The sequence below is a fragment of the Sphingomonas sp. GC_Shp_3 genome, from assembly GCF_026540945.1.
In the GTDB taxonomy this organism is placed as follows: Bacteria; Pseudomonadota; Alphaproteobacteria; order Sphingomonadales; family Sphingomonadaceae; genus Sphingomonas.
Genome location: NZ_JALNUT010000011.1, coordinates 34,830 through 56,196 on the forward strand (window position 1 = coordinate 34,830; position 21,367 = coordinate 56,196).

Genomic DNA, 21,367 nt, shown 5'->3' on the forward strand with positions numbered 1-21,367 from the left:
CAGCGCATTGCGTGCATTCGTGCGTGACACGTCCGCATGCAGGCACGCCCTTATAGACCGATCGCGCCGGCCTTTGCTGCTGGACACTTTGTCGCAGCCCTGCCGCATCGGTGCAAGGCCCGTCAAAGCGACTCCACGTCGCAAAGCCCGTAGCGAAGCAGGGCAGGGCGAAGCGCCGCATCGTCCGCGCCGACGCCGGTAAATACCGCGCGCCCGGCGCCGGGTGTGTTCGGCCAGTCCTGTCGCTGCGTCAAATGGGCGATCCGCCGCGCGATCCCGGCCGAGCCGTCGACGAAGGTGAGCGGCCGGGGGGCAGCGGCGGCAAGCCGTCTCGCCACCAGCGGGAAGTGCGTACAGGCGTTGACGATTACGTCGATACGATCGCCCCCGGGCTGATCGAGCAGTCCCGCCAGGATGGCGCGGTAACTCTCCGGCGCGGCGACATGGCCGCGCAACTCGGCCTCCGCCAGGGCGACCAGTTCGGCCGAGCCGTGGCGCAGCACCACGCAATCGGCTGCGAACCGGGCGGCGAGATCGTCGACATAGGGCTGCCGCACGGTGGCATCGGTGCCGAGCACGCCGATCGCGCGCGTTTTGCTCGCCTCGGCGGCGGGCTTGATCGCGGGCACGGTGCCGACCACCGGCAGGTCTAGCGCGCCGCGCACCGCGCCCAGCGCAATCGTGGAGGCGGTGTTGCACGCGATCACGATCAGGCGCGGGCGATAGCGTTCCGCCAGCCGCCCAAGCAGCGCCGGCACGCGCGCGGCGATTTCGGCCTCGGTCTTGGTGCCATAAGGAAAGCCGGCCGAATCGGCGACGTACACGAATGGCGCCTGCGGCAGCAGAGCGCGGGTCGCCCCGAGCACCGAGAGGCCGCCGACCCCCGAATCGAAGAACAGGATCGGCCGCGCGTCGCTCATCCGCGCAGGCCATAGCCGCAACCCGCGGTTTGACAATCTCCGTGCTTGATGGAGAGCATGGCGCGTGCGCCCGCGTGCCGCTAGAAGGGCGACAACTGGGGGCGAAACGATCCATGCCGACCGAATATCTATGGGGTACACCGGCGGCCGTGTTGCTGTTCGGCTATCTGCTCGGCGCGATTCCGTTCGGGCTGATCCTCACGCGTGCGTTCGGCGCGGGCGACCTGCGCCAAATCGGCTCGGGGAACATCGGCGCGACCAACGTGCTGCGAACCGGACGCAAGGGGCTGGCGGCGGCGACGCTGATCCTCGACGCGCTGAAGGGGTTCGCTGCCGTGGCGATTGCCGAGGCGCTGGCGCCGGGAACCGGCGTGTTGGCCGGGGCGGCGGCGTTTCTCGGCCATCTCTATCCGGTGTGGCTGCGCTTTCGCGGTGGCAAGGGGGTGGCGACGCTGCTCGGCATTGTGCTCGCGCTGCATTGGCCGATCGGGCTGGTCTATGCGGTCGTGTGGCTGGGGCTGCTGGCGGGGGTGCGGATATCCTCGGTCGCGGGCATGACGGCGGCGGTAAGCGCGCCGGTTGCGGCTGCGCTGTTCGACCGGTTCGATTTCGTGCCGGCGCTGATCGCCTGTGCCCTGCTCGTGCTGTGGAAGCACCGCGCCAATATCGAGCGGTTGCTCGACGGCAGTGAACCGCGGGTCGGCAGCAAAGCGCGTGGCTGATGCGGCAGAGGTCGCGCGTCTCCGCCTGATCCGTACGGCGCAGATCGGCCCGGTTACATATCGCCAGCTGGTCGCGCGGTTCGGGGACGCGGCGGCAGCGATCGAGGCGCTGCCGGGGCTGGCGGCGCGCGGCGGCGGACGCTCGCCGGTGGTCGCCTTGCCAGCCGTAGCGGAACGCGAACTTGCGGCGGCGCGCAAGCTCGGCGCGCGCCATTTGTTCATCGAGGATGCCGACTATCCCGAACTGCTCGCGCAGCTGGACGATGCTCCGCCGGTGGTGATGGTGCGCGGCAACGTCGCGCTGCTGGCGCGCGACTGCGTGGCGATGGTGGGCGCGCGCAACGCGTCGGCGGCGGCGTGCCGCTTCTCGCGGCAGATCGCTGCCGAACTGGGACGGGACGGCATCACGGTGGTGTCGGGTCTCGCCAGGGGTGTCGACACCGCCGCGCACGTCGGCTCGATCGAGGGGGGTACGATCGGCGTGATCGCGGGCGGCATCGACGTGGTATACCCACCCGAGAACGCTGACCTTCAGGAGCGGATCGCCCGCGAAGGGCTGCTGATCGCCGAGCAACCGCCCGGTATCGAGCCGCGCGCCCGGCACTTTCCGCATCGCAACCGCATCATCGCCGGCGCCGCGCTCGGTACGCTGGTGGTGGAGGCGGCGCCGCGCTCCGGCTCGCTCATCACCGCGCGGCTGGCGGGCGAGATGGGGCGTGAGGTGATGGCGGTGCCGGGCAGCCCGCTCGATCCGCGCGCGCAAGGCTGCAATGGCCTGATCCGCGAAGGTGCGACGCTGATCCAGTCCGCCGCCGATATCGTCGAGGCGATCCGCCCGATCGACGCGCGGCGGGTGCGTTCACCGACCGCGCGTTTCGCGGGACCGCCGCCGCAGGATGCCAGCGCGGCCGAACGCGATCGCATCTCCGGGCTGCTCGGCCCGGTGCCGGTCGCCGTCGACGAACTGATCCGCCAGTCGGGTGCGGCGCCGATGGTAGTCCAGACGGTGCTGCTGGAGCTTGAACTGGCGGCGCGACTGGAACGGCACGCCGGCGGGCGGGTCAGCCTGATCGGCTAAGGCAGTGCGATGTCCGCGGTTGAACGATACCGCGTCGACGACGTTTCAGGCTAAATAGACCTTCTGCGAAACGGCTCGCGTCGGAAGTCTGAACCTGCGCGGGCGTAGTTGGAGCGACATGCGATGCCATTGGTTCGTCTGGTTGTAGCCGGTGCCCTGATCGTCACCACCCTGACCGTCACGGCGCTTCCCGCCGAGGCCAAGCGCAAGCCCGACAATGTCAGCTGGACCAAACCCGGCGTGTCGTTTGCCGACTATCAGCACGATGCGCTGACATGTGCGAACCAGACTTACGGTCTTGAGGTAAGCATGAAGCCGGGAACGGCGCACGCGCTGGCCGCGCTCAACGGTGCGCAACTGGCCGGGCTGGTGCAGGGCCTGCAACAGACCACCGGCCCGGGCGGCGCCGACTACCGGGGCGCCGCCGGCTATCAGGCGGCGATGAACGTGGTGGCGCCGGACCGCGTGCTGTACCGCAACTCGACTTACACGCAGATGTTTCGCGTTGCCGCATACCACGATGTCGTCGACCAGCTACAGGCGGTGCTGGACTATTGCCTCGTCTCGCACGGGTATCGGCGCTTCACGCTGACCGGCGAGCAACTGCACCAGCTGCGCCAGTACCCGAAGGGCTCGGAGCAGCGCGCACGCTACGCCTACACTCTGGCGAGGGCGGCTGGGTAAGGCTCCTTCGACTCGTTCGCCAAGGGGCGGTCGGATCGGCCGCCCCCCGACGCGAGTGTTACCAGATGTGAACGCGCTGCGCGGGCGGCAGGTACAGCTTGTCGCCGGGCTTCACGTTGAACGCGGTGTACCATGCGTCAACGTTGCGGACGACGCCGTTGGTGCGGAAATACACCGGGCTATGCGGATCGGTGAGCAGCGCCTGACGCTGCGCATCCGGCCGCGTCTTCCCGCGCCACGCCTGCGCAAACGCGAGGAAGAAGCGCTGGTCGCTGGTCAAACCATCGATCTTCCCTGTCGCACCGTGCTTGGCGAGATAGCGCTGGTACGCGCCATATGCCGCCTCGATCCCGCCCAGATCACCGATGTTCTCGCCCAGCGTCAGCTTGCCCTGGATGTGTGTGCCGGGCACCGGTTCGTAGGCATCATACTGGTCGGCAAGCGCGGCGGTGCGCTTCTCGAATTGCGCCTTGGCGGTCGGCGTCCACCAGTTTTCGAACTTGCCGGTAGGACCGAACCCCGCGCCCTGATCGTCGAAGCCGTGGCCCATTTCGTGGCCGATCACCGCACCGATCGCGCCGTAATTCACCGCCGGATCGGCATTGGGGTCGAAGAACGGCGGTTGCAGGATCGCCGCGGGGAAGGTGATCTGGTTGGCGAGCGGGCTGTAATAGGCGTTCACCGTCTGCGGGGTCATGCCCCACAAGCTGCGATCGACCGGCTTCGGAAAGCGCGACAGTTCCAGCTGATGCTCGAACTCGCCCGAGCGCATCACGTTGCCGAGCAGATCGCCGCGGACCACCTTGAAGCTGGAATAATCGATATATTTGGTCGGGTGGCCGATGCGCGGCTCGAACGCGGCAAGCTTGGCAAGCGCCGCCTTGCGGGTCGGCTCGTCCATCCAAGGCGCTTTGGAGATCCGCTCCTGATACGAGGCGCGCAGGTTCTCGATCAGCTCGTTCATCTGGCGCTCGGCGGCGGGCGGGTAGAAGCGCTGGACGTAGAGTTGCCCCACCGCCTCGCCGAGCGCACCATTGGTGATGGCGATGCCGCGCCGCCAACGCTCGCGCTGCGAGGGTACGCCCGACAGCGTCTGGCTGTAGAAGGCGAAATGCGCGTCGTCGAACGCCTTGGTGAGGTAGGTCGCGTGATCGCTGATGAAGTGGAAAGCGAGATAGTCCTGCCACGTCGACACCGGGGTGGCGGCGAACAGCTTGCCCATCGCGGCGATCGCGGTGTTCTGGGTCATCAGCACCTTGGGCGATGCTTCCAGCCCGGCAGTCTTGACCAGCAGCGGCCAGTCGAACTCGGGCGCCTTGGCGGTGAGGCCGGCGATATCCTCGGGATCGTTCAGCTTGGCGATGTCGCGACTTTCAGCCGGAGACCACTGGTCCTTCGCCATTGCGGTCTCGAGCGCGAAGATCGCATCGGCCTTGGCGCTGGCGTCGGCGATGCCGCCCATCGTCAGCATCTGCTGGATGTATGCGCGGTAAGCCTTGCGGAACGCGTCGTACTTCTCGCCCGGCAGCAGGTAATTGTCGCGCGGCATGCCGAGCCCGCCTTGCCCTGCGACGGCGGTGTAGTGCGTCGGATCGGCGAGGCCGGGCATCATACCGATCTCGACCGGCGTCGCATAGCCGACGCTGGCGAACAGCGTCTGGAGCGCGGTGCGGTCCTTCGCCGCCGCGATCCTGGCGAGGTAGGGTTTCAGCGGCGCCGCGCCCTTTGCCTCGATAGCGGGCACGTCCATCCAGCTTGCGTAGAAATCGCCGACCTGCTGGCCGGTTGCGCCGTACTTCGCCGGATCCTTTGCCATGTCGTCGAGGATGGTGCGGACATTTGCCTCGGCATTGTCGCGCAGCAGCACGAATGGGCCGGTGGAAGCCTTGTCGGCGGGGATCGGCGTCGCCTTGTCCCAGCTGCCGTTGGCATAGGCCCAGAAGTCGTCGCCCGGCTTCACTGCCGTGTCACGCGCGGCGAGATCTACGCCGAAATCGCCGTAGACGGTCTTGGCGACGGGTGCCGCGACGATCGGAACGGCAACGGCGAGCGCAACCGCCGCCGAGCAGCGGAGCAGAACGGACAAACGCATGAAGTTCCCCAACAAACAGTGTATTGTCCGAGCGTAACGGTGCGCTCGCCGCTCCGCAATCCCCCCCCCGCGCGGCTATGCCACGCGGTTCGCCACCAGATCGTCCACCACCGCCGGATCGGCCAGCGTCGAGGTATCGCCGAGCGCGGACACGTCGCCTTCCGCGATCTTGCGCAGGATGCGGCGCATGATCTTGCCGCTGCGTGTCTTGGGCAGGCCGGGGGCGAACTGCAGCTTGTCGGGCGTGGCGATCGGGCCGATCTCGCCGCGCACCCATTTCACCAGATCGCGGCGCAGGTCGTCCGACGCTTCCGCGCCCGCGTTCAGCGTCACATAGGCGTAGATGCCTTGCCCCTTGATGTCGTGCGGCATGCCGACCACGGCGGCCTCGGCCACCTGCGGGTGCAGGACCAGCGCGCTTTCCACCTCGGCGGTGCCCATGCGATGACCCGACACGTTGATGACATCATCAACCCGGCCGGTGATCCAGTAATAGCCGTCCGCATCGCGCCGCGCGCCGTCTCCGGTGGTATATTTGCCGCGATAGGTGGTGAAATACGTCTGGAAGAAGCGATCGTGATCGCCCCACAAGGTCCGCATCTGCCCCGGCCAGCTTCGCGCGATGACGAGGTTGCCCTCCGCCGCGCCGCTCAGCACTTGCCCCTCGGCATCGACGATCTGCGGGTCTACCCCCGGCATCGGCGTGGTGGCGGAGCCCGGCTTCAAGGCGGTCGCACCGGGCAGGGGGGCGATCATGTGGCCGCCGGTCTCGGTCTGCCACCAGGTGTCGATGATCGGGCAGCGGCCCTCGCCGACGACATCGTGATACCAGCGCCACGCCTCGGGGTTGATCGGCTCGCCGACCGTGCCGAGCAGCTTGAGCGACGTGCGGCTGGTCTTGGTGACGTATTGGTCGCCTTCCTTCATCAGCGCACGCAGCGCGGTCGGCGCGGTGTAGAGCGCCTGCACCTGATGGCGATCGCACACCTGCCAGATGCGGCTGGCGTCGGGCCAGTTGGGCAGGCCTTCGTACATCAGCGTCGTCGCCCCGTTGGCGAGCGGGCCGTAGAGGATGTAGCTGTGTCCGGTCACCCAGCCGATATCGGCGGCGCACCACCACACGTCGCCCGGGCGGTAATCGAAGGCGAGTTCGTGGGTCAGGCTCGCCCACAGCAGATACCCGCCCGACGAATGCAGCACGCCCTTGGGCTTGCCGGTCGAGCCGGAGGTGTAGAGCAGGAACAGCGGGTCCTCCGCGCCCATCGGCTCGGGGGGGCAGGTGGCGGAGACGCTCGCCGCTACCTCGTGATACCACACGTCGCGGCCATTCTGCATCGTCACAGCGCCACCGGTCGAGCGCACGACGATCACCGTTTCCAGCACCGGCGCATTCGGCGCACACGCATCGACGTTGGCCTTTAGCGGCACGGTCTTGCCACCGCGCCGGCCCTCGTCGGCGGTGATGACGATCCGGCTGTCGCAATCGGTGATGCGGCCAGCCAGCGCCTCGGGCGAGAAGCCGCCGAACACCACCGAATGGATCGCGCCGATCCGCGCGCAGGCGAGCAGCGCGAACGCGGCCTCGGGGATCATCGGCAGGTACACCGTCACGCGGTCGCCCTTGGCCACCCCCTGCGCCTTGAGCACATTGGCGAAGCGGCACACTTCGGCATGGAGTTCGGCGTAAGTGAAGCGGCGCGGCTCCGCCATGGGATCGTCCGGTTCCCAGATCAGCGCGGTCTGGTCGCCGCGCTTCGCCAGATGCCGGTCGATGCAATTGGCGGAGACGTTAAGCTTGCCGTCCGCGAACCACTGGATGCGGAAATCCTTCTCGTCGAACGACCAGTCGCCTGCAATCTCGGGCCGCTTGATCCAGTCGAGCCGGCGCGCCTGCTCGAGCCAGAAGCTGCCGGGATCAGCGAGCGAGCGCCCGTACAGCCGTTCGTAGCCCGCTGCATCGACGCGCGCGCGCTTCGCCCATTCCGCGGGCACGGGGTAGAGGGTCTGTTCTGACATGCCGGTCTCCTGACAGGCTCTTTGCCCGGTCAGGCGGGGACGTGGCAAGGTGGCGGCGCATTTGAATTGCCGCTATTTGCGCGCCGCTTGTCTCGCGGCTAGGCTTTGGCCCAGCATGTGCGACCATCGCCGGAGGAAAGAGCGAAGATGATCCTGATGTTGCTGCTCCAGGCGGCCGCGGTGCCCGCCGCTGCCGCGCCCGGCTGGACCACGATTGCCAAGATCGATCCCGCGACGCACCTCGGCTCGACATCGGTGTCGGTCCGCACCGCCGATGGCGGCGCGCGGCTGGTGGTGCGGTGCGATCGGGCGGCGGGCAATATCAACAACGTATCGGTGCAGTTCATCCCCAAGGGCGGCTTCGCCAGGGCGACACCGCGACCGGTGACGCTGACGGCCGATAACGGCCCGGCGCTCGGCACCAACTGGGAGTTCCCCGGCGGGGGAGCCTTTACCGCGCAGGACGGCGTCGTCACGACGCTGACGGTTGCGATCGCGCACGCCCACACCATCAAAATTCGCGCGATCGACCCCGCCAATTCTCCCGTCGATGCGGTATTCACCGGGCCGGGCAGCGAGGCGCCGATCCGTCAGACGGTGGAGGCATGCGGGCAGGTGTTCGGCCAGATGCCAGCACCGCCACCGCCACCCGTTCCGGCACCTAAGACCGACGACGCGGGAAATTGAGGCGATGAAGCTCGGTCGGCTCAACCACATCGGGGTGGCGACGCCCTCCATTGCGACATCGATGGCGTTGTACCGCGACATACTGGGCGCCACCCGCATCGGCGAACCGTTCGATTTGCCTGCGCAGGGCGTCAAGGTGTGTTTCGTGGACACTCCGAACACTCAGATCGAATTGATCGAGCCGCTTGGCGACGCATCACCAATCCATGGCTTTCTCGCCAAGAACCCGGCCGGCGGGCAGCACCACGTCTGCTACGAAGTGCCTGACATCGCCGCTGCCAAGGCGTGGTTCGAGGGCCGGGGTGTTCGCCTGCTGGGGGAGCCGCGCATTGGTGCGCACGGCACGCCGGTGTTCTTCCTCCACCCCAAGGATATGGGCGGCGTCCTGACCGAGATCATGGAGACGCCGGCCGGGGCGCACTGACGCCCGGCGGCGGGCTGGCTATCGTAGCAGCACCAGCTCCTCCGCCATCGTCGGGTGCAGCGCGATCGTGTCGTCGAATGCCTGCTTGGTCAGGCCGGCCTTGACCGCCACCGCCGCCGCCTGCAGGATTTCCGGCGCGTCGGGGCCGATCATGTGCAGGCCGAGGATCCGCCCCGTCACGCTATCGCACACCATCTTGTACAGCGCGCGCTCATTCCGGCCGGCGAGCACGTTCTTCATCGGCCGGAAATCCGACGCGTAGACCTTCACCGCGCCGAACTTGTTCTTGGCCTGCCCCTCGGTAAGCCCGACGCTTGCGATTGGGGGATGGCTGAACACCGCCGAGGGGATGTTGTCGTAATCGACCCGCGTCGGCTTCCCGCCGTACAGCGTATCGGCGAACGCCTGCCCCTCACGGATCGCCACGGGTGTGAGCTGTACGCGATTGGTGACGTCGCCAATCGCGTAGATGCTCGCACACGCGGTCTGTCCGCTATCGTCGACCGGGATAGCGCCCTTGGCGTCGACCGTGATGCCGGCGCTCTCCAGGCCGAGGCCGTCCGTGTTGGGGTCGCGGCCGGTCGCGAACATCACGCAATCGGTCTCGATCGGGTCGTGGCCGGTCATCGACACCAGCAGGCTGCCGTCGGCCTGCTTTTCGATGCCACGGAAATCGGCGTGGAAACGGAAGTCTATCCCCTTCATCATCGAAATCTGGAGCAGCCGATCGCGGATCTGCTCGTCATAGCCGCGCAGGATCACATCGGTCCGGTTGATGAGCGTGACGTGCGCGCCGAACTGGTGGAAGATGCCGGCGAATTCATTGGCGATATAGCCGGCACCGGCAATGACGATCCGCTTCGGGATTGCGTCGAGGTGGAACGCCTCGTTTGAGGTGATGCCGAGTTCGTGGCCTGGGCACTTCGGCACGGAAGGCGTCGCACCGGTGGCGACCAGGATGCGCGCCGCCGTCACCTCGCGCCCATCACCTAGGCGCAGGCTGTTCGGGCCGGTGATGACCGCGCGATCGTTGATGATCGTCACGCCGTTGTTGGTCAGCGTCGAGGTGTACGCGCCGTTGATCCGGTCGATCTCCTCGAAGACGTTGTCGGTCAGCACCTTCCAGTCGAAATCGCAGCTCGGCACGTTCCAGCCGAACCGGCGTGCGTCCGCCAAATCCTCGGCAAAATGCGCGCCGTAGATCAGCAGCTTTTTTGGTACGCAGCCGCGGATGACGCAGGTGCCGCCGACGCGGTATTCCTCGGCCACCGCCACCTTGGCTCCATAGGCTGCGGCAACGCGCGAGGCACGGGTGCCGCCGGAACCGGCGCCGATGACGAACAGATCATAATCGTAACTATCGCTCATCCAGCGCTCCTAGACCGCGCACGAACCCCATGAAAGCGCATTTGTCGCAATGCGGCTTTGCTGCATCGAAGCGCTTGGCTGAGGGCCGGACGGCCCGCATGGGCGCAAGTTGGGGAGCGTCCCGCAGCGCCGCAAGGGTCGGCAGGATCAGGTCGATGCGCTACCTGTTGGTTCTGTGGGGCATGCTGGTGCTTGCCGGCTGTCACGGGGCACCGTGCTGATCTTCACCGACGACATGCGGGTCGCGCACCGCACCAGCGACGGCGAGCAGCCCGCGCGTGATCTGCCGAGCCGAGCCGACCGATATCGCGAGACCGCGAATAACGTGCAATTCGAGTTGGTCGGCGAAGACAAGCCGGTGACGTACGTGCTGCTCGTCCGGCGCACGTCAGCGGCGGCACCAGCGGGCCGGTTGCACAGGGCGCATAAGCCGGCGTGACGCGGTGCCGGTGTTGCCACGCATTGTTCAGGAGGAGGCGGCGGACCCAGGTGGGGCCGCCGCCTGCCCGATCATCCGAATGCGCGTTTGATGAGGTCGGTTGTGGAGACATCGAACTCCTGGCCGCCCGCGTCGGCCGCCTTGGCCATTTCCTTGCCCAGCTCCACGCCGAACTGATCAAACGAGTTGATGCCGATCAGCACGCCGCTGACGAAGGTGCGGTGTTCGTAGAAGGCGATCAGCGCGCCGAGCGTGCGTGCATCGAGCGTGTCGAGCAGGATCGTCGACGACGGTCGGTCGCCCGAATAGGCGCGCGCCTTATCGGCATTGTCGCGCCCCGCCATCAGCGCGGCACCTTGCGCAAACGCGTTGAGCAGCAACTGCCGATGGTGATCCTCGGACAGCGTGTCGCCCGGCTCGATCACCGCGACGAACTCGACCGGCACGAGGTGCGTGCCCTGGTGGAGCAACTGGAACACCGCATGCTGCGCATCCGTGCCGACACCGCCCCAGGTGATCGGCGCGCTCGGCCGGGTGAGCGGCTGGCCATCGATGGTCACGCCCTTGCCGTTCGATTCCATCTCGAGCTGTTGGAGATACGACGGCAGCAACCGCAGTCGCTCGTCATAAGCGAAGGTGGCGCGCGTCTCGCAGTGACGGACCTGCGCATAATAGAGGTCAGCGAAGGCGGCGAGCGCGGGCGCGTTCTGCCCCAACGCAGTCTGCTTGAAGTGGCGATCCATCTCGGCCGCGCCTTCGAGCAGGTCTGCGAACTCGTCCCAGCCGAGCGCGAGCGCAGCGGGGAAGCCGATCGACGACCATAGCGAGTAGCGCCCGCCAACCGAGTCGGCGAACGGCAGCACGCGCGTTTCGTCCACGCCCCATTCGACCGCCTTGTCCGGCGAGGCGGTCAGCGCGACGACGCGACCGTACACGTCCTCGACACCGCCCTCGGCCATCCATTGCAGCACGCTTTCGGCGTTGAGCATGGTTTCCTTGGTGGTGAAGGTCTTGGAGGCGACCACCAGCAGCGTCGCGGTCGGATCGAACTTGGCGAACACCTCCTCCAGCGCCGAACCGTCAACGTTGGAGACGATCGCCACGTCGTAGCGGCCCGATTCGCGACCGAGCGCGTCGACCAGCAGATCGGGGCCGAGCGCCGACCCGCCGATGCCGACGTGGAGGATATGCGCGATCGGGCCGAGTGCCTCGGCATCGATCGCGTCGATCAGCGCGCGCATGCGGGCGTGCAGCGCCTGCGCCTTGGCGACGTCCTCCTCCGCGCCCTCGCCGCGTTCGGCGACGTGCGTGACCGAACGGCCTTCGGTGGTGTTGATGACCTTGCCCGCGAACAGCGCCTCGCGCTTGCCGGCCAGATCCTGCGCTTTCGCCAGCGCCTCGAACGCGGCAACCGCATCCTTGGTGAGGTGCGTCTTGGACCAGTCGAAGTGGATGCCGGCGACGTCGAGGCTGAGGCTGCCGAGCCGCCCGGGATCGGCGGCGAAAAGATCGGTAAGCTTGGTTGCAGGGAGCTGTTCGATCGCGGTCCAGTCGGCGGGCATGGGCACCTCGGAAATGGTTTAGGACGGGATGGTCAGATCGTCCTAGCCGCGCCACATTACAACCACCAGCTTGACGAGGGGTGGCACCCTGACCAAAGGCCCGAAAATGTCCGAACCCGATTTAAAACCCGCCCGCGTTACCACCAAGGCGGGAAAGCCGCGTTCGGAGACGCGCGAGACTCTCACGTTCCTGCTCAAGCTTGCAGTGGTCGTGCTGATCTTTCGCAGCTTCATCCTCGCGCCGTTCAGCATCCCAAGCGAATCGATGATGCCGCGCCTGCTGATCGGCGATTACCTGTTCATCTCGAAGTGGAACTACGGCTACTCGCGCTGGTCGCTGCCGTGGGGCGTGCCGCTGATCCCCGGCCGTATCTTCCCGCACGATCCGGCGCGCGGCGATGTGGTGGTGTTCCGCGGTCCGCCGGGTGACGACGTCGACGTTATCAAGCGCGTGATCGGCCTGCCCGGCGACACAATTCAGGTGCGGCACGGTCAGGTGATCCTCAACGGCGTCGCGGTGCCGAAGCAACGGATCGGCGATTTCATCCTGCCGCTGTCGCCCAATTACGGCACCGATGCCTGCGATCCGCCGTTCCAGAGCGTCGACGCGAAGGGCAAGCCGGTGTGCCGCTACATGCAGTTCCGCGAGACGCTGCCTGACGGCAAGAACTACAACGTGCTCGACAAGGGCGAGATGCCCGACCGCGATGACACCAAGCTATACACCGTACCCGCCGGCCGCGTGTTCGTGATGGGCGACAACCGCGACAACAGTTCGGACAGCCGCTTCCCCGCGCCCGCCGACGCGCTGCCGGGTGAAGCCTCAGGCATGGGGTACGTGCCGATGGAGCGGATCGAGGGCAAGGCGGTGGTCGGTTTCTGGTCGACCGATGGTTCGGCCAACTGGCTGCTGCCGTGGACGTGGTTCACCGCCGCGCGGCTGAACCGCATCGGGGAAGGCTTTTGAGCGAGGCGCTTAGGAATTGGATCGCGGGCGCGCTCGGTCATGCGCCCGCCGATCTCGCCAGTTACGAGCGCGCGCTGACGCATGGCAGCCAGGCGGCGGCGAATTACGAGCGGCTCGAATTTCTCGGCGACCGCGTGCTCGGCCTCGTCATGGCGGAGTGGCTGTACGCGCTATACCCCAAGGAGCCGGAGGGCGCGCTGTCGCGGCGGCTCAACACGCTGGTAACCGGCGCGGCGTGCGCCGACGTCGCGCGCGCGCTCGGCGTGCCGGCTCAGTTGCGGCTCGGCAAACAGGCGCGCGACGACGGCGCGGCGGACAGCGACAATGTGCTCGGCGACGTGATGGAGGCGCTGATCGGTGCGCTGTACCTAGACGTCGGGCTGGAGGCAGCGCGCGCCGCGATCCGCACCGCCTGGGGTGACCGGCCGTTGCGTGCGACGGCGGCGCCGCTGCATCCAAAGTCGGCGTTGCAGGAGTGGGCGGCGGCAAACAACCGCAAGGCGCCGGCTTACGAGGTGGTAGACCGTTCCGGCCCGCACCATGCACCGCGCTTCATCGTGAAGGCGACGCTCGGCGGGTATGCGGAAGCGCAGGCCGAGGGTGGGTCGAAGCAGGAGGCCGAGACGGCGGCAGCGGCGGCGCTGCTGGCGAAGGTTGCCGGCTGAGCGTTAATCCAGAGGAGCGGAGGGCGCGGCTTACTCCGCCGCAGTCTCCACGGCCGCTTCGCCCGGTACCACGCGCGGCTCGGCGCGGAAGCCCAGCGTCGCGCGGCCCTGCACCGGCCCGGCCACATCCGCGACCAGATACAACGGCCGCCGCTTCGATTCGACGTAGAGCCGGCCAAGATATTCGCCGATCATGCCCAAGACGAACATCTGCACCGCACCCAGCAGCACCACTACCAGCATCGTCGAGGTCCAGCCCGCCACCGCGCTGCCGGTGAGGAAACCGACGAGGATGTAGACGAAAAGCAGCAGCGACAGACCGGTCAGCACCAGCCCGGCGTGGCTGGCGAGCCGAAGCGGCGCGGTTGAAAACCCCGTCACCGCGTCGAGCGCGAGACGGATCATCTTGCCGAGCGGGTAGTTGGTTTCGCCGGCGAACCGCTCGTGCCGGTCGTACACGAACGGCACCTGGCGGAACCCGACCCATGCCACCATCCCGCGAATGAAGCGCGCCTGTTCGGGCAGCGAAAGGAACGCGTCGAGCGCGCGCCGGCTCATCAGCCGGAAATCGCCCGTGTCGAGCGGAATGGCGGTGTCGGTCACCCGGTCGAGCAGGCGGTAGAACGCCGCCGCCGTCACCTTCTTGAACAAAGATTCGCCCGCGCGCTTGCGGCGCACCGCATAAACGACGTCGGCGTCCTGCGCGGTCATCATCGTACGCATGTCGGCAAGCAGTTCCGGTGGGTCCTGCAAATCGGCGTCGATGATGAGGATCTGCTCGCCCGCGCACAGGTCCAGCCCGGCGGTGAGTGCAAGCTGATGGCCGTGATTGCGCGACAGGTTGATCGCGACGAGGTGCGGGTCCGCGGCGGCGAGGCGCTGCATCACCGGCCAGCTATCGTCCTTTGATCCATCGTTGATAAACAGGATCTCGAAATCCTCACCCACCGCCGCCCGCGCCGCGCCGGAGACGCGCGCGTAAAGCTGGTCGAGACAGGCGGCCTCGTTATAGCACGGGATGACGACGGACAGGGCAGGACGTTGCATAGTCTCGCGCATAGCGCCTTGGCCGCCGAATGCCGATGCCGAAAATTGCTGCATGCTCGCGAAGCTCCCCCGATCCCCAACCGCGAAGGCGGTAGCATCCAAAGCTTTTTGATTCGATAAGGCGCCGCGATGGCCACCGATACCCGCATCTACATTACGCCGCCCGGCATCAAACTCGGCCCGCTCACCGACATCGCCGATGGTGCGGCACGCGGCTTCCGCTTGTCGTTAAAGGCCGGGAGGTTCGACGGTGTGGTCGTTCGCACCGGCGATACGGTGACGGGGTACGTCGATCTGTGCCCGCACGCCGGCGTATCGCTGGCGGCGGCACCGGACGATTATATCGTGCACCAGGTCTCGACCGGCACCTTGCTCGCCTGTCGCTGGCACGGCGCGCTGTTCGAAGTTGCGGACGGTACCTGCATCTCCGGGCCGTGCAAGGGGCAGCGGCTGGAGCCGTGGCCGGTGGCGGTGATTCGCGGCACGATCGTTACCGCGCGCACCGGCCCGCGCTTCCGCTGGTTGCCGTTTCTCGGTTAGCGGCGAGGGTAGCCGTAACGGCTGTTTTCGAACGAGACCACCGCGCCGGCATTGTCGCCCAGCGGGATCGCCGCCGTGCCGTAGTTGCCACGCGTGCCGTTCGAGCCGATCATCGCGCCGACTTCGCCGTGGATGCCCGGCAGGGGTGCGCCGCCGTTGTCCAACTCGCCCCGCGCGCGCGCCGCGCTTTCGATGGTGTTGCTGTCGAGGATCTTGTCGCGCTGTTCGTCGCTGAGGCGGATCGTGTCGCCATCAGGCGCGACGGTCGACTGCGCCGTCTCCGGTGCCGCCTGTGTCTGCGCTGAACCCGGAAGCGGGCAACAGCATGCCGCAGCGGCAAGCGCGAGCAGGTGGGCGGGGCGGGGCATCAAACGGATCATGTTGCGCTTGTAGACCCGAACCGGCCTGGCTGCAAAAGCATCGGTCGCGGCGCGCGGGCGGCCCATGGCACGGCTAGATCCGCTCCACGCCGCTGACCGCATCCGCCGCGCGGAGTGCCGCGATCAGCCGCATCAGGTGCTGCGTATCGTGCACCTCCACGTCGAAGGTGTTGGTGTGAAAACCGGAGTCGCGGTTGTCGAGCCGCATGTTGACGATGTTGGCCTTCTGCCCGCCGATGATCGTCGCGATCGTGCCGAGCGAGCCGGGCTCGTTCTTGACCCCCACGGCGATGCGCGCGGTGCCGCCCTCGGTCTTGTCGCCCCAGGCGAGATCGACCCAGTCAGCATCGTCGGCGGTGGCGAGCACCGGACATTCGATGACATGCACCTCGATGCCCTGGTCCGGTCGGCGCAGGCCCACGATGCGGTCGCCCGGCACCGGATGGCAACATTCGGCGAGATCGTAGGCGACGCCTGGCGTCAGACCACGGATCGAGATCGCCTTGGTCTGCGCTGGCGCCTGCTGCTGGCCGCTCGCCTGAACCGAGCCGGGCATCAGCGCTTCCATGACCTCGGCATCGGTGATGCGCCGCCGGGCGATCGCCTCCATCAACGCCGCCTCGTCCGCAAGCTTAAGCCGGGTGAGCGCGACCTTGATTGCCTCGGCCCCGAGCGGCGCGGGCAGGCGCGACACGACCTCGTCATACAGCTTGCGGCCCAGCGCATGGGTTTCCTCGCGCTCGGTCTGGCGCAGAAAGCGTCGGATCGCCGCACGCGCCTTGCCGGTGATCGCGAAATTCATCCAGCTTGCCTGCGGGTGCTGCGCCTTGGATCGCAAGATCTGCACCTGATCGCCATTGGCGATGATTGTGCGTAGCGGCACGACCCGCCCGTTGACCTTCGCACCGACCGCCTGATCGCCAAGATCGGTGTGGACCGCATAGGCGAAGTCGATCGGGGTCGCGCCCTTGGGCAACTGGTGCAGTTCCCCCTTCGGCGTGAAGGCGAAGATGCGATCCTGATACATCGCCATGCGGGTATGTTCGAGCAGCTCTTCAGGGCTCTCGGCATTGTCGAGGATCTCGACGAGATCGCGGATCCAGCTCACCTGCGCCTCGGGATGGGCGTTGGCCTGCTTGTACGCCCAATGTGCGGCGAGGCCGAGTTCGGCCTCCTCGTGCATGTCGGGTGTGCGGATCTGGATCTCGATGCGGCGGTTCTCGGCATGGATCACCGAGGTATGGAGGGAGCGATAGCCGTTGCGCTTTGGGGTCGAGATGTAATCCTTGAAGCGACCCGGCACCATCGGCCAGCGCCGGTGGATCGCGCCGAGCGCAGCGTAACACGCCTCCTCGTCCGGCACGATCGCGCGGAACGCCATGATGTCGGACAATTGTTCGAAGCTGATGTGACGCTCGTTGGTCTTCTTCCAGATCGAATAGGGGTGCTTCTCGCGGCCGTTGACCTCCGCTTCGATGCCGTGCCGCGACAGCAGCATCTTGAGGCTGGAGCCGATCTTCTCGATGCGGTCGTCACCACCGTCCTTCAGCTGCTCCAGCCGTCGCGTGATCGATTCAAACGCTTCGGGTTCGAGCTGGGCGAAGGCGAGCGTCTGCATCTCCTTCATGAACTCGTACATGCCGATCCGCTCGGCAAGCGGCGCGTAGATATCCATCGTCTCGCGCGCGATGCGGCGGCGCTTCTCCGGCTTCGAGATGAAGTGCAGCGTGCGCATGTTGTGCAGCCGGTCGGCCAGCTTCACCAGCAGCACGCGGATGTCGTCCGACATGGCGAGCAGGAACTTGCGCAGGTTTTCCGCCGCACGCTCGTTCTCGGTTTGCGCCTCGATCTTGGAAAGCTTGGTCACGCCATCGACCAGTCGCGCCACCGACGGTCCGAAGAGCCGGGTAATCTCCTCCGGCGTGGCGACGGTATCCTCGATCGTGTCGTGCAGGATCGCGGTGGCGATCGTCTCGTCGTCGAGCCGCAGGTCAGTCAGGATGCCCGCCACCTCGATCGGATGGCTGAAATACGGGTCGCCCGACGCGCGTTTCTGACTGCCGTGCGCCTGCATCGAGAACACATAAGCGCGGTTGAGCAACGCCTCGTCGGCATTCGGATCGTAGCTCAAAACCCGATCGACCAGTTCGTATTGGCGCAGCACTCCCCAAAGAGTGGGGCGTGCCCCGCTGCTTGGCAATACAATCTTGATCGCGTCAGTGGGCTTTTGCTGCATGGTGGCGTTGTTGCAACGCTTTGCGGCGACACGGAGACGACGATATGGCACGCGACACCTGGCTTATAACCGGCGCATCGGCCGGGCTCGGCGCGCTGTTCGCCGAACGCGCGGCGGCGGCCGGTAACGACGTGATTCTCGCCGCGCGGCGGGCCGAGCGGCTGGAGGCGCTGGCGACTAGGATCGCCGGCACGGGCGTTTCGGCGCACGTGATCGCCTGCGATCTCGGCGCGGCCGGGGCTGTGCCTGAACTGATGCGCGAGATCGCCGCACGCGGGCTGACGGTAAATACGCTCGTCAACAACGCCGGCTTTGGCGTTCGCGGTGCGCTTTCGGATAGTGACGGCGCCGTGCAGGTGGCGATGATCGACCTGAACTGTCGTGCGCTGGTCGAACTCACGCATGCGGTGTTGCCGGGAATGGTCGCCAAGCGGCGCGGCGGCATCCTCAACATCGCCTCGACCGCAGCGTTCCAGCCGGGACCGGGCATGGCGGTCTATTACGCGACCAAAGCATTCGTGCTGAGCTTCTCCGAGGCGCTGCACGAGGAGGTGCGCAGGCAGGGCGTGCGAGTGACGGCGCTATGCCCCGGCCCGACCCGTACCGAATTCGCCGGGATCGCCGGGATGGGCAGCAGCGGCTTCTTCGAGAAAAACGCCGCCGATGCGGAGACGGTGGTACGCGACGGTATGGCGGCGCTCGCGCAGGGCAGGGCGATCAAGGTGGCGGGCGTGAGAAATGCTGCGATGGCGGGTTCGGTCCGCCTGCTGCCGCGCGGGATCGCTCGGCGGATCTCGGCGCACGTGCAAAGGCTGTTGGCAGGTTAATCAAAGCTTTTGTCACGCAGGCGGAACGCTCTGCATCACGCGACGTTCAGATCAGGTATTACTAGAGGGAGCCTCAATATGCTTTGGACAATCGCCGTCATTCTCGTTGTACTGTGGCTGCTTGGCTTCGCGATCCATATCGGCGGCGGGCTCATCCACATCCTGCTGGTGATAGCCGTGATCGTCGTGATCTTCCAGCTCATCACCGGTCGCCGCTCCTTATAACCGGCAAACGTGATGGCCGCCCCGGTGGTGTTACCGGGGCGGCCATAACATACTAGATCCGGCCTGCTTCAAGGCTCGCCGTTCAGTGGGCGAACAGCAGCACCGGCGTTTCCAGATACCGCTTCAGCGCCTGTACGAAGCTCGCCGCGTCCCAGCCATCGACTACGCGGTGATCGCAACTGATCGACAGGTTCATCAGCTTTGCCCGCACGATCTCGTCGCCCCGGAACACCGGCCGCTCGACGATCTTGTTCGGACCGATGATCGCCACCTCCGGCCGGTTGATGACCGGTGTGGTCGCAATCCCGCCAAGCGGCCCCAGCGACGTGACCGTCAGCGTCGATCCCGACAGTTCCGAACTCGTCGCCTTGCCGGTCCGCGCGGCTTCGGCCAGTCGCGTGATCTCGGCGGCAAGCTGCCAGACGTTACGATCCTGCGCGTCGCGGATCACCGGCACCATCAGCCCCGCGTCGGTCTGCGTCGCCATGCCGAGATGCACCGCGCCGTGACGCGTGACGACGCCCGCTTCGTCGTCATAACGCGCGTTGAGCATCGGGAAGGCGGGGATCGTCTTGCAGATCGCCGCGATCAGTAGCGGCAGCATGGTCAGCTTGGGGCGGTCGCCGCGATTGTCGTTGAGGTCGGCGCGCATGTCCTCCAGCGCGGTGACATCGATCTCGTCGACATAGGTGAAATGCGGGATCGCGCGTTTCGACGCCGCCATGTTCTCGGCGATGCGGCGGCGCATGCCGATCACCTTTACCGTCTCGTCGGCGCGTGCGCGGTTCGCGTGTGGGGCGTGATAGCCCTGTGCGGAGCCGTAGCGCAGGAATGCGTCGAGATCGGCATGGCGGATACGCTCGCCCTCGGCTGGCTTTACCTGCGCGAGATCGATGCCAAGCGTCCTGGCGCGGTCGCGTACCGCAGGCGAGGCTAATACGGTCGCCGGCGCCTTCGCCTCGTCTGCCTTGACCGGTGCAGACTGCGGGCCAGCATCTGCGACAGCGGGACGCGGCGCTTCGGGTTCTGCGCCCTCTGACGGCACCGATGCCTGTTCCAGGGAATGCGCAGGCGCGAGAACCTCCTCGACACCCGGGTTCTCCGCCTCGAACACCTGCTCCGCCGGATCGACCAGATCGATCGGTCCGAGCGCGGGCGCTTCCTCGGCCCCGACGTCGACCGCGTCAGTCTCGATCACCACCAGCGCCGCACCGATCGACACCTGTTCGCCGACCTCGCCCGCCAGTTCGACGACAACGCCGGACACCGGCGATTCCATCTCGACCGTCGCCTTGTCGGTCATCATGTCGGCGACACGCTGGTCCTCTTCGACCCGGTCGCCCACGGCGATATGCCACGCGACGATCTCCGCCTCGGAAATGCCTTCACCGATATCGGGCAGCTTGAAGGTGAAACGCGCCATTTCAAATCCGTTTGTTCGAGCGAAATCTGGAAACACAAGCGGGATGGGAACCCATCCCTAATCGCGCATCACCTTCTTGAGCGCCTCGCCGATCCGCACCGGACCGGGGAAATACGCCCATTCGAGGCTGTGCGGGTAGGGCGTGTCGAAGCCGGTGACGCGTTCGATCGGCGCCTCAAGGTGGTAGAAGCAGCGCTCCTGCACCAGGGCCGACAACTCCGCGCCGAACCCGCCGGTGCGCGTCGCCTCGTGGATGATCATGCAACGCCCGGTCTTCTTCACCGATGCCTCGATCGTCTCGATATCGAGTGGCACCAACGTACGCAGGTCGATGATCTCGGCATCGATGCCCGCCTCGGCAATGACGGCGGAGGCGACGTGCACCATCGTGCCATAGACCAGCACGGTCAGCGCCTCGCCCTCGCGCACCACGTTCGCCTTGCCGAGCGGGATCTTGTAATAGCCCTCCGGCACCGCGCCGGCGGGATGCTGCGACCAGTTCTGCGTCGGCTTGTCCCAATGGCCGTCGAACGGGCCGTTGTAGATGCGCTTCGGCTCGAAAAACAGCGTTGGGTCGTTGTCCTCGATCGCGGCGATCAGCAGCCCCTTGGCGTCGTACGGCGTCGAGGGGATCACTGTCTTGATGCCCGAGACGTGGGTAAAGATGCCCTCGGGGCTTTGCGAATGGGTCTGCCCGCCGAAGATGCCGCCCCCGAACGGCGATCGCACCGTGATCGGCGCGATGAACTCACCGGCTGAGCGATAGCGCAGCCGCGCCGCTTCGCTCACCAACTGGTCGAGCGCGGGGTAGATGTAATCGGCGAACTGGATTTCCGGCACCGGGCGCAGGCCATAGGCGCCCATCCCGACCGCGACGCCGATGATGCCGCATTCGGTGATCGGCGTGTCAAATACGCGGGTCTTGCCGAACTTGGCCTGGAGCCCGGCGGTCGCGCGGAACACGCCGCCGAAATAGCCGACATCCTCGCCCATTACGATCACGGCGGGGTCGCGCTCCATCATCACCGCCATCGCGGAGTTGATCGCCTGGATCATGTTCATGCG

The 21,367-nt window shown here is 66.6% G+C and carries 21 protein-coding genes; 11 read left to right on the plus strand and 10 right to left on the minus strand.

What is annotated here, in order from left to right; translation table 11 throughout:
* Positions 1-122: 122 nt before the first annotated feature.
* Positions 123-920 (minus strand): glutamate racemase, encoded by a 798-nt coding sequence (murI, locus tag OXR00_RS16745; protein WP_267389391.1) that lies wholly within the window; start codon positions 918-920, stop codon positions 123-125.
* 113 nt (positions 921-1,033) lie between these two features.
* Between murI and plsY the strand changes: the two genes are divergently transcribed.
* The 3 genes from plsY to OXR00_RS16760 all read left to right on the plus strand — a co-directional run bounded on the left by plsY (position 1,034) and on the right by OXR00_RS16760 (position 3,404).
* The gene (gene plsY / locus OXR00_RS16750) at positions 1,034-1,642 is read left to right on the plus strand and encodes a glycerol-3-phosphate 1-O-acyltransferase PlsY (protein WP_267389392.1); all 609 of its coding nucleotides are present in this window, start codon (positions 1,034-1,036) and stop codon (positions 1,640-1,642) included.
* A complete protein-coding gene (gene dprA / locus OXR00_RS16755; protein WP_267389393.1) occupies positions 1,635-2,720 on the plus strand; it encodes a DNA-processing protein DprA in 1,086 nt (361 codons plus the stop codon). Before plsY ends, dprA begins: the two co-directional genes overlap by 8 nt.
* A 123-nt stretch (positions 2,721-2,843) precedes the next feature.
* Complete coding sequence (locus OXR00_RS16760) at positions 2,844-3,404, plus strand: hypothetical protein (protein WP_267389394.1); 561 nt, start codon at positions 2,844-2,846, stop codon at positions 3,402-3,404.
* Positions 3,405-3,462: 58 nt separating this feature from the next.
* On the opposite strand, the gene OXR00_RS16765 is transcribed toward OXR00_RS16760, so the two are convergent.
* Both OXR00_RS16765 and acs read right to left on the minus strand, forming a co-directional pair.
* A complete protein-coding gene (locus OXR00_RS16765; protein ID WP_267389395.1) occupies positions 3,463-5,496 on the minus strand; it encodes a M13 family metallopeptidase in 2,034 nt (677 codons plus the stop codon).
* 75 nt (positions 5,497-5,571) lie between these two features.
* Entirely contained in the window at positions 5,572-7,512 is a 1,941-nt protein-coding gene (gene acs / locus OXR00_RS16770; protein ID WP_267389396.1) for an acetate--CoA ligase, read from the minus strand.
* A gap of 147 nt (positions 7,513-7,659) precedes the next feature.
* On the opposite strand from acs, the gene OXR00_RS16775 reads away from it, so the two are divergent.
* Positions 7,660-8,199 (plus strand): hypothetical protein, encoded by a 540-nt coding sequence (locus tag OXR00_RS16775; RefSeq protein ID WP_267389397.1) that lies wholly within the window; start codon positions 7,660-7,662, stop codon positions 8,197-8,199.
* A gap of 4 nt (positions 8,200-8,203) precedes the next feature.
* The gene (gene mce, locus OXR00_RS16780) at positions 8,204-8,623 is read left to right on the plus strand and encodes a methylmalonyl-CoA epimerase (protein WP_267389398.1); all 420 of its coding nucleotides are present in this window, start codon (positions 8,204-8,206) and stop codon (positions 8,621-8,623) included.
* Between the two features lie 18 nt (positions 8,624-8,641).
* On the opposite strand, the gene gorA is transcribed toward mce, so the two are convergent.
* Complete coding sequence (gorA, locus tag OXR00_RS16785) at positions 8,642-9,991, minus strand: glutathione-disulfide reductase (protein WP_267389399.1); 1,350 nt, start codon at positions 9,989-9,991, stop codon at positions 8,642-8,644.
* Positions 9,992-10,205: 214 nt separating this feature from the next.
* On the opposite strand from gorA, the gene OXR00_RS16790 reads away from it, so the two are divergent.
* Complete coding sequence (locus OXR00_RS16790; protein WP_267389400.1) at positions 10,206-10,430, plus strand: hypothetical protein; 225 nt, start codon at positions 10,206-10,208, stop codon at positions 10,428-10,430.
* Between the two features lie 71 nt (positions 10,431-10,501).
* Here the strand turns inward: OXR00_RS16790 and pgi are convergent, their stop codons facing one another.
* A complete protein-coding gene (gene pgi / locus OXR00_RS16795; protein WP_267389401.1) occupies positions 10,502-11,992 on the minus strand; it encodes a glucose-6-phosphate isomerase in 1,491 nt (496 codons plus the stop codon).
* Positions 11,993-12,098: 106 nt separating this feature from the next.
* Between pgi and lepB the strand changes: the two genes are divergently transcribed.
* Complete coding sequence (gene lepB / locus OXR00_RS16800; protein ID WP_267389402.1) at positions 12,099-12,959, plus strand: signal peptidase I; 861 nt, start codon at positions 12,099-12,101, stop codon at positions 12,957-12,959.
* Positions 12,956-13,624 (plus strand): ribonuclease III, encoded by a 669-nt coding sequence (rnc, locus tag OXR00_RS16805; RefSeq protein WP_267389403.1) that lies wholly within the window; start codon positions 12,956-12,958, stop codon positions 13,622-13,624. The genes lepB and rnc overlap by 4 nt, the downstream gene beginning before the upstream one ends.
* Before the next feature lie 30 nt (positions 13,625-13,654).
* On the opposite strand, the gene OXR00_RS16810 is transcribed toward rnc, so the two are convergent.
* Positions 13,655-14,671, minus strand: coding sequence for a glycosyltransferase family 2 protein (locus tag OXR00_RS16810; protein WP_267389404.1), 1,017 nt, complete (start codon positions 14,669-14,671; stop codon positions 13,655-13,657).
* Between the two features lie 129 nt (positions 14,672-14,800).
* Between OXR00_RS16810 and OXR00_RS16815 the strand changes: the two genes are divergently transcribed.
* Positions 14,801-15,211, plus strand: coding sequence for a Rieske 2Fe-2S domain-containing protein (locus tag OXR00_RS16815; RefSeq protein WP_267389405.1), 411 nt, complete (start codon positions 14,801-14,803; stop codon positions 15,209-15,211).
* Here the strand turns inward: OXR00_RS16815 and OXR00_RS16820 are convergent.
* Both OXR00_RS16820 and OXR00_RS16825 read right to left on the minus strand, forming a co-directional pair.
* Complete coding sequence (locus OXR00_RS16820) at positions 15,208-15,579, minus strand: hypothetical protein (protein WP_267389406.1); 372 nt, start codon at positions 15,577-15,579, stop codon at positions 15,208-15,210. The genes OXR00_RS16815 and OXR00_RS16820 overlap by 4 nt on opposite strands.
* Positions 15,580-15,664: 85 nt before the next feature.
* Positions 15,665-17,755 carry a bifunctional (p)ppGpp synthetase/guanosine-3',5'-bis(diphosphate) 3'-pyrophosphohydrolase gene (locus tag OXR00_RS16825; RefSeq protein ID WP_267389407.1) on the minus strand — a complete coding sequence of 697 codons (2,091 nt, stop codon included), beginning with the start codon at positions 17,753-17,755 and terminating at the stop codon, positions 15,665-15,667.
* Positions 17,756-17,871: 116 nt separating this feature from the next.
* On the opposite strand from OXR00_RS16825, the gene OXR00_RS16830 reads away from it, so the two are divergent.
* Both OXR00_RS16830 and OXR00_RS16835 read left to right on the plus strand, forming a co-directional pair.
* Complete coding sequence (locus OXR00_RS16830) at positions 17,872-18,654, plus strand: SDR family oxidoreductase (protein WP_267389408.1); 783 nt, start codon at positions 17,872-17,874, stop codon at positions 18,652-18,654.
* A gap of 78 nt (positions 18,655-18,732) precedes the next feature.
* Entirely contained in the window at positions 18,733-18,879 is a 147-nt protein-coding gene (locus OXR00_RS16835) for a lmo0937 family membrane protein (RefSeq protein WP_242152502.1), read from the plus strand.
* 82 nt (positions 18,880-18,961) lie between these two features.
* On the opposite strand, the gene OXR00_RS16840 is transcribed toward OXR00_RS16835, so the two are convergent.
* A complete protein-coding gene (locus OXR00_RS16840; RefSeq protein ID WP_267389409.1) occupies positions 18,962-20,302 on the minus strand; it encodes a dihydrolipoamide acetyltransferase family protein in 1,341 nt (446 codons plus the stop codon).
* Between the two features lie 57 nt (positions 20,303-20,359).
* Positions 20,360-21,364 carry an alpha-ketoacid dehydrogenase subunit beta gene (locus OXR00_RS16845; protein WP_346732011.1) on the minus strand — a complete coding sequence of 335 codons (1,005 nt, stop codon included), beginning with the start codon at positions 21,362-21,364 and terminating at the stop codon, positions 20,360-20,362.
* Positions 21,365-21,367: the final 3 nt, after the last annotated feature.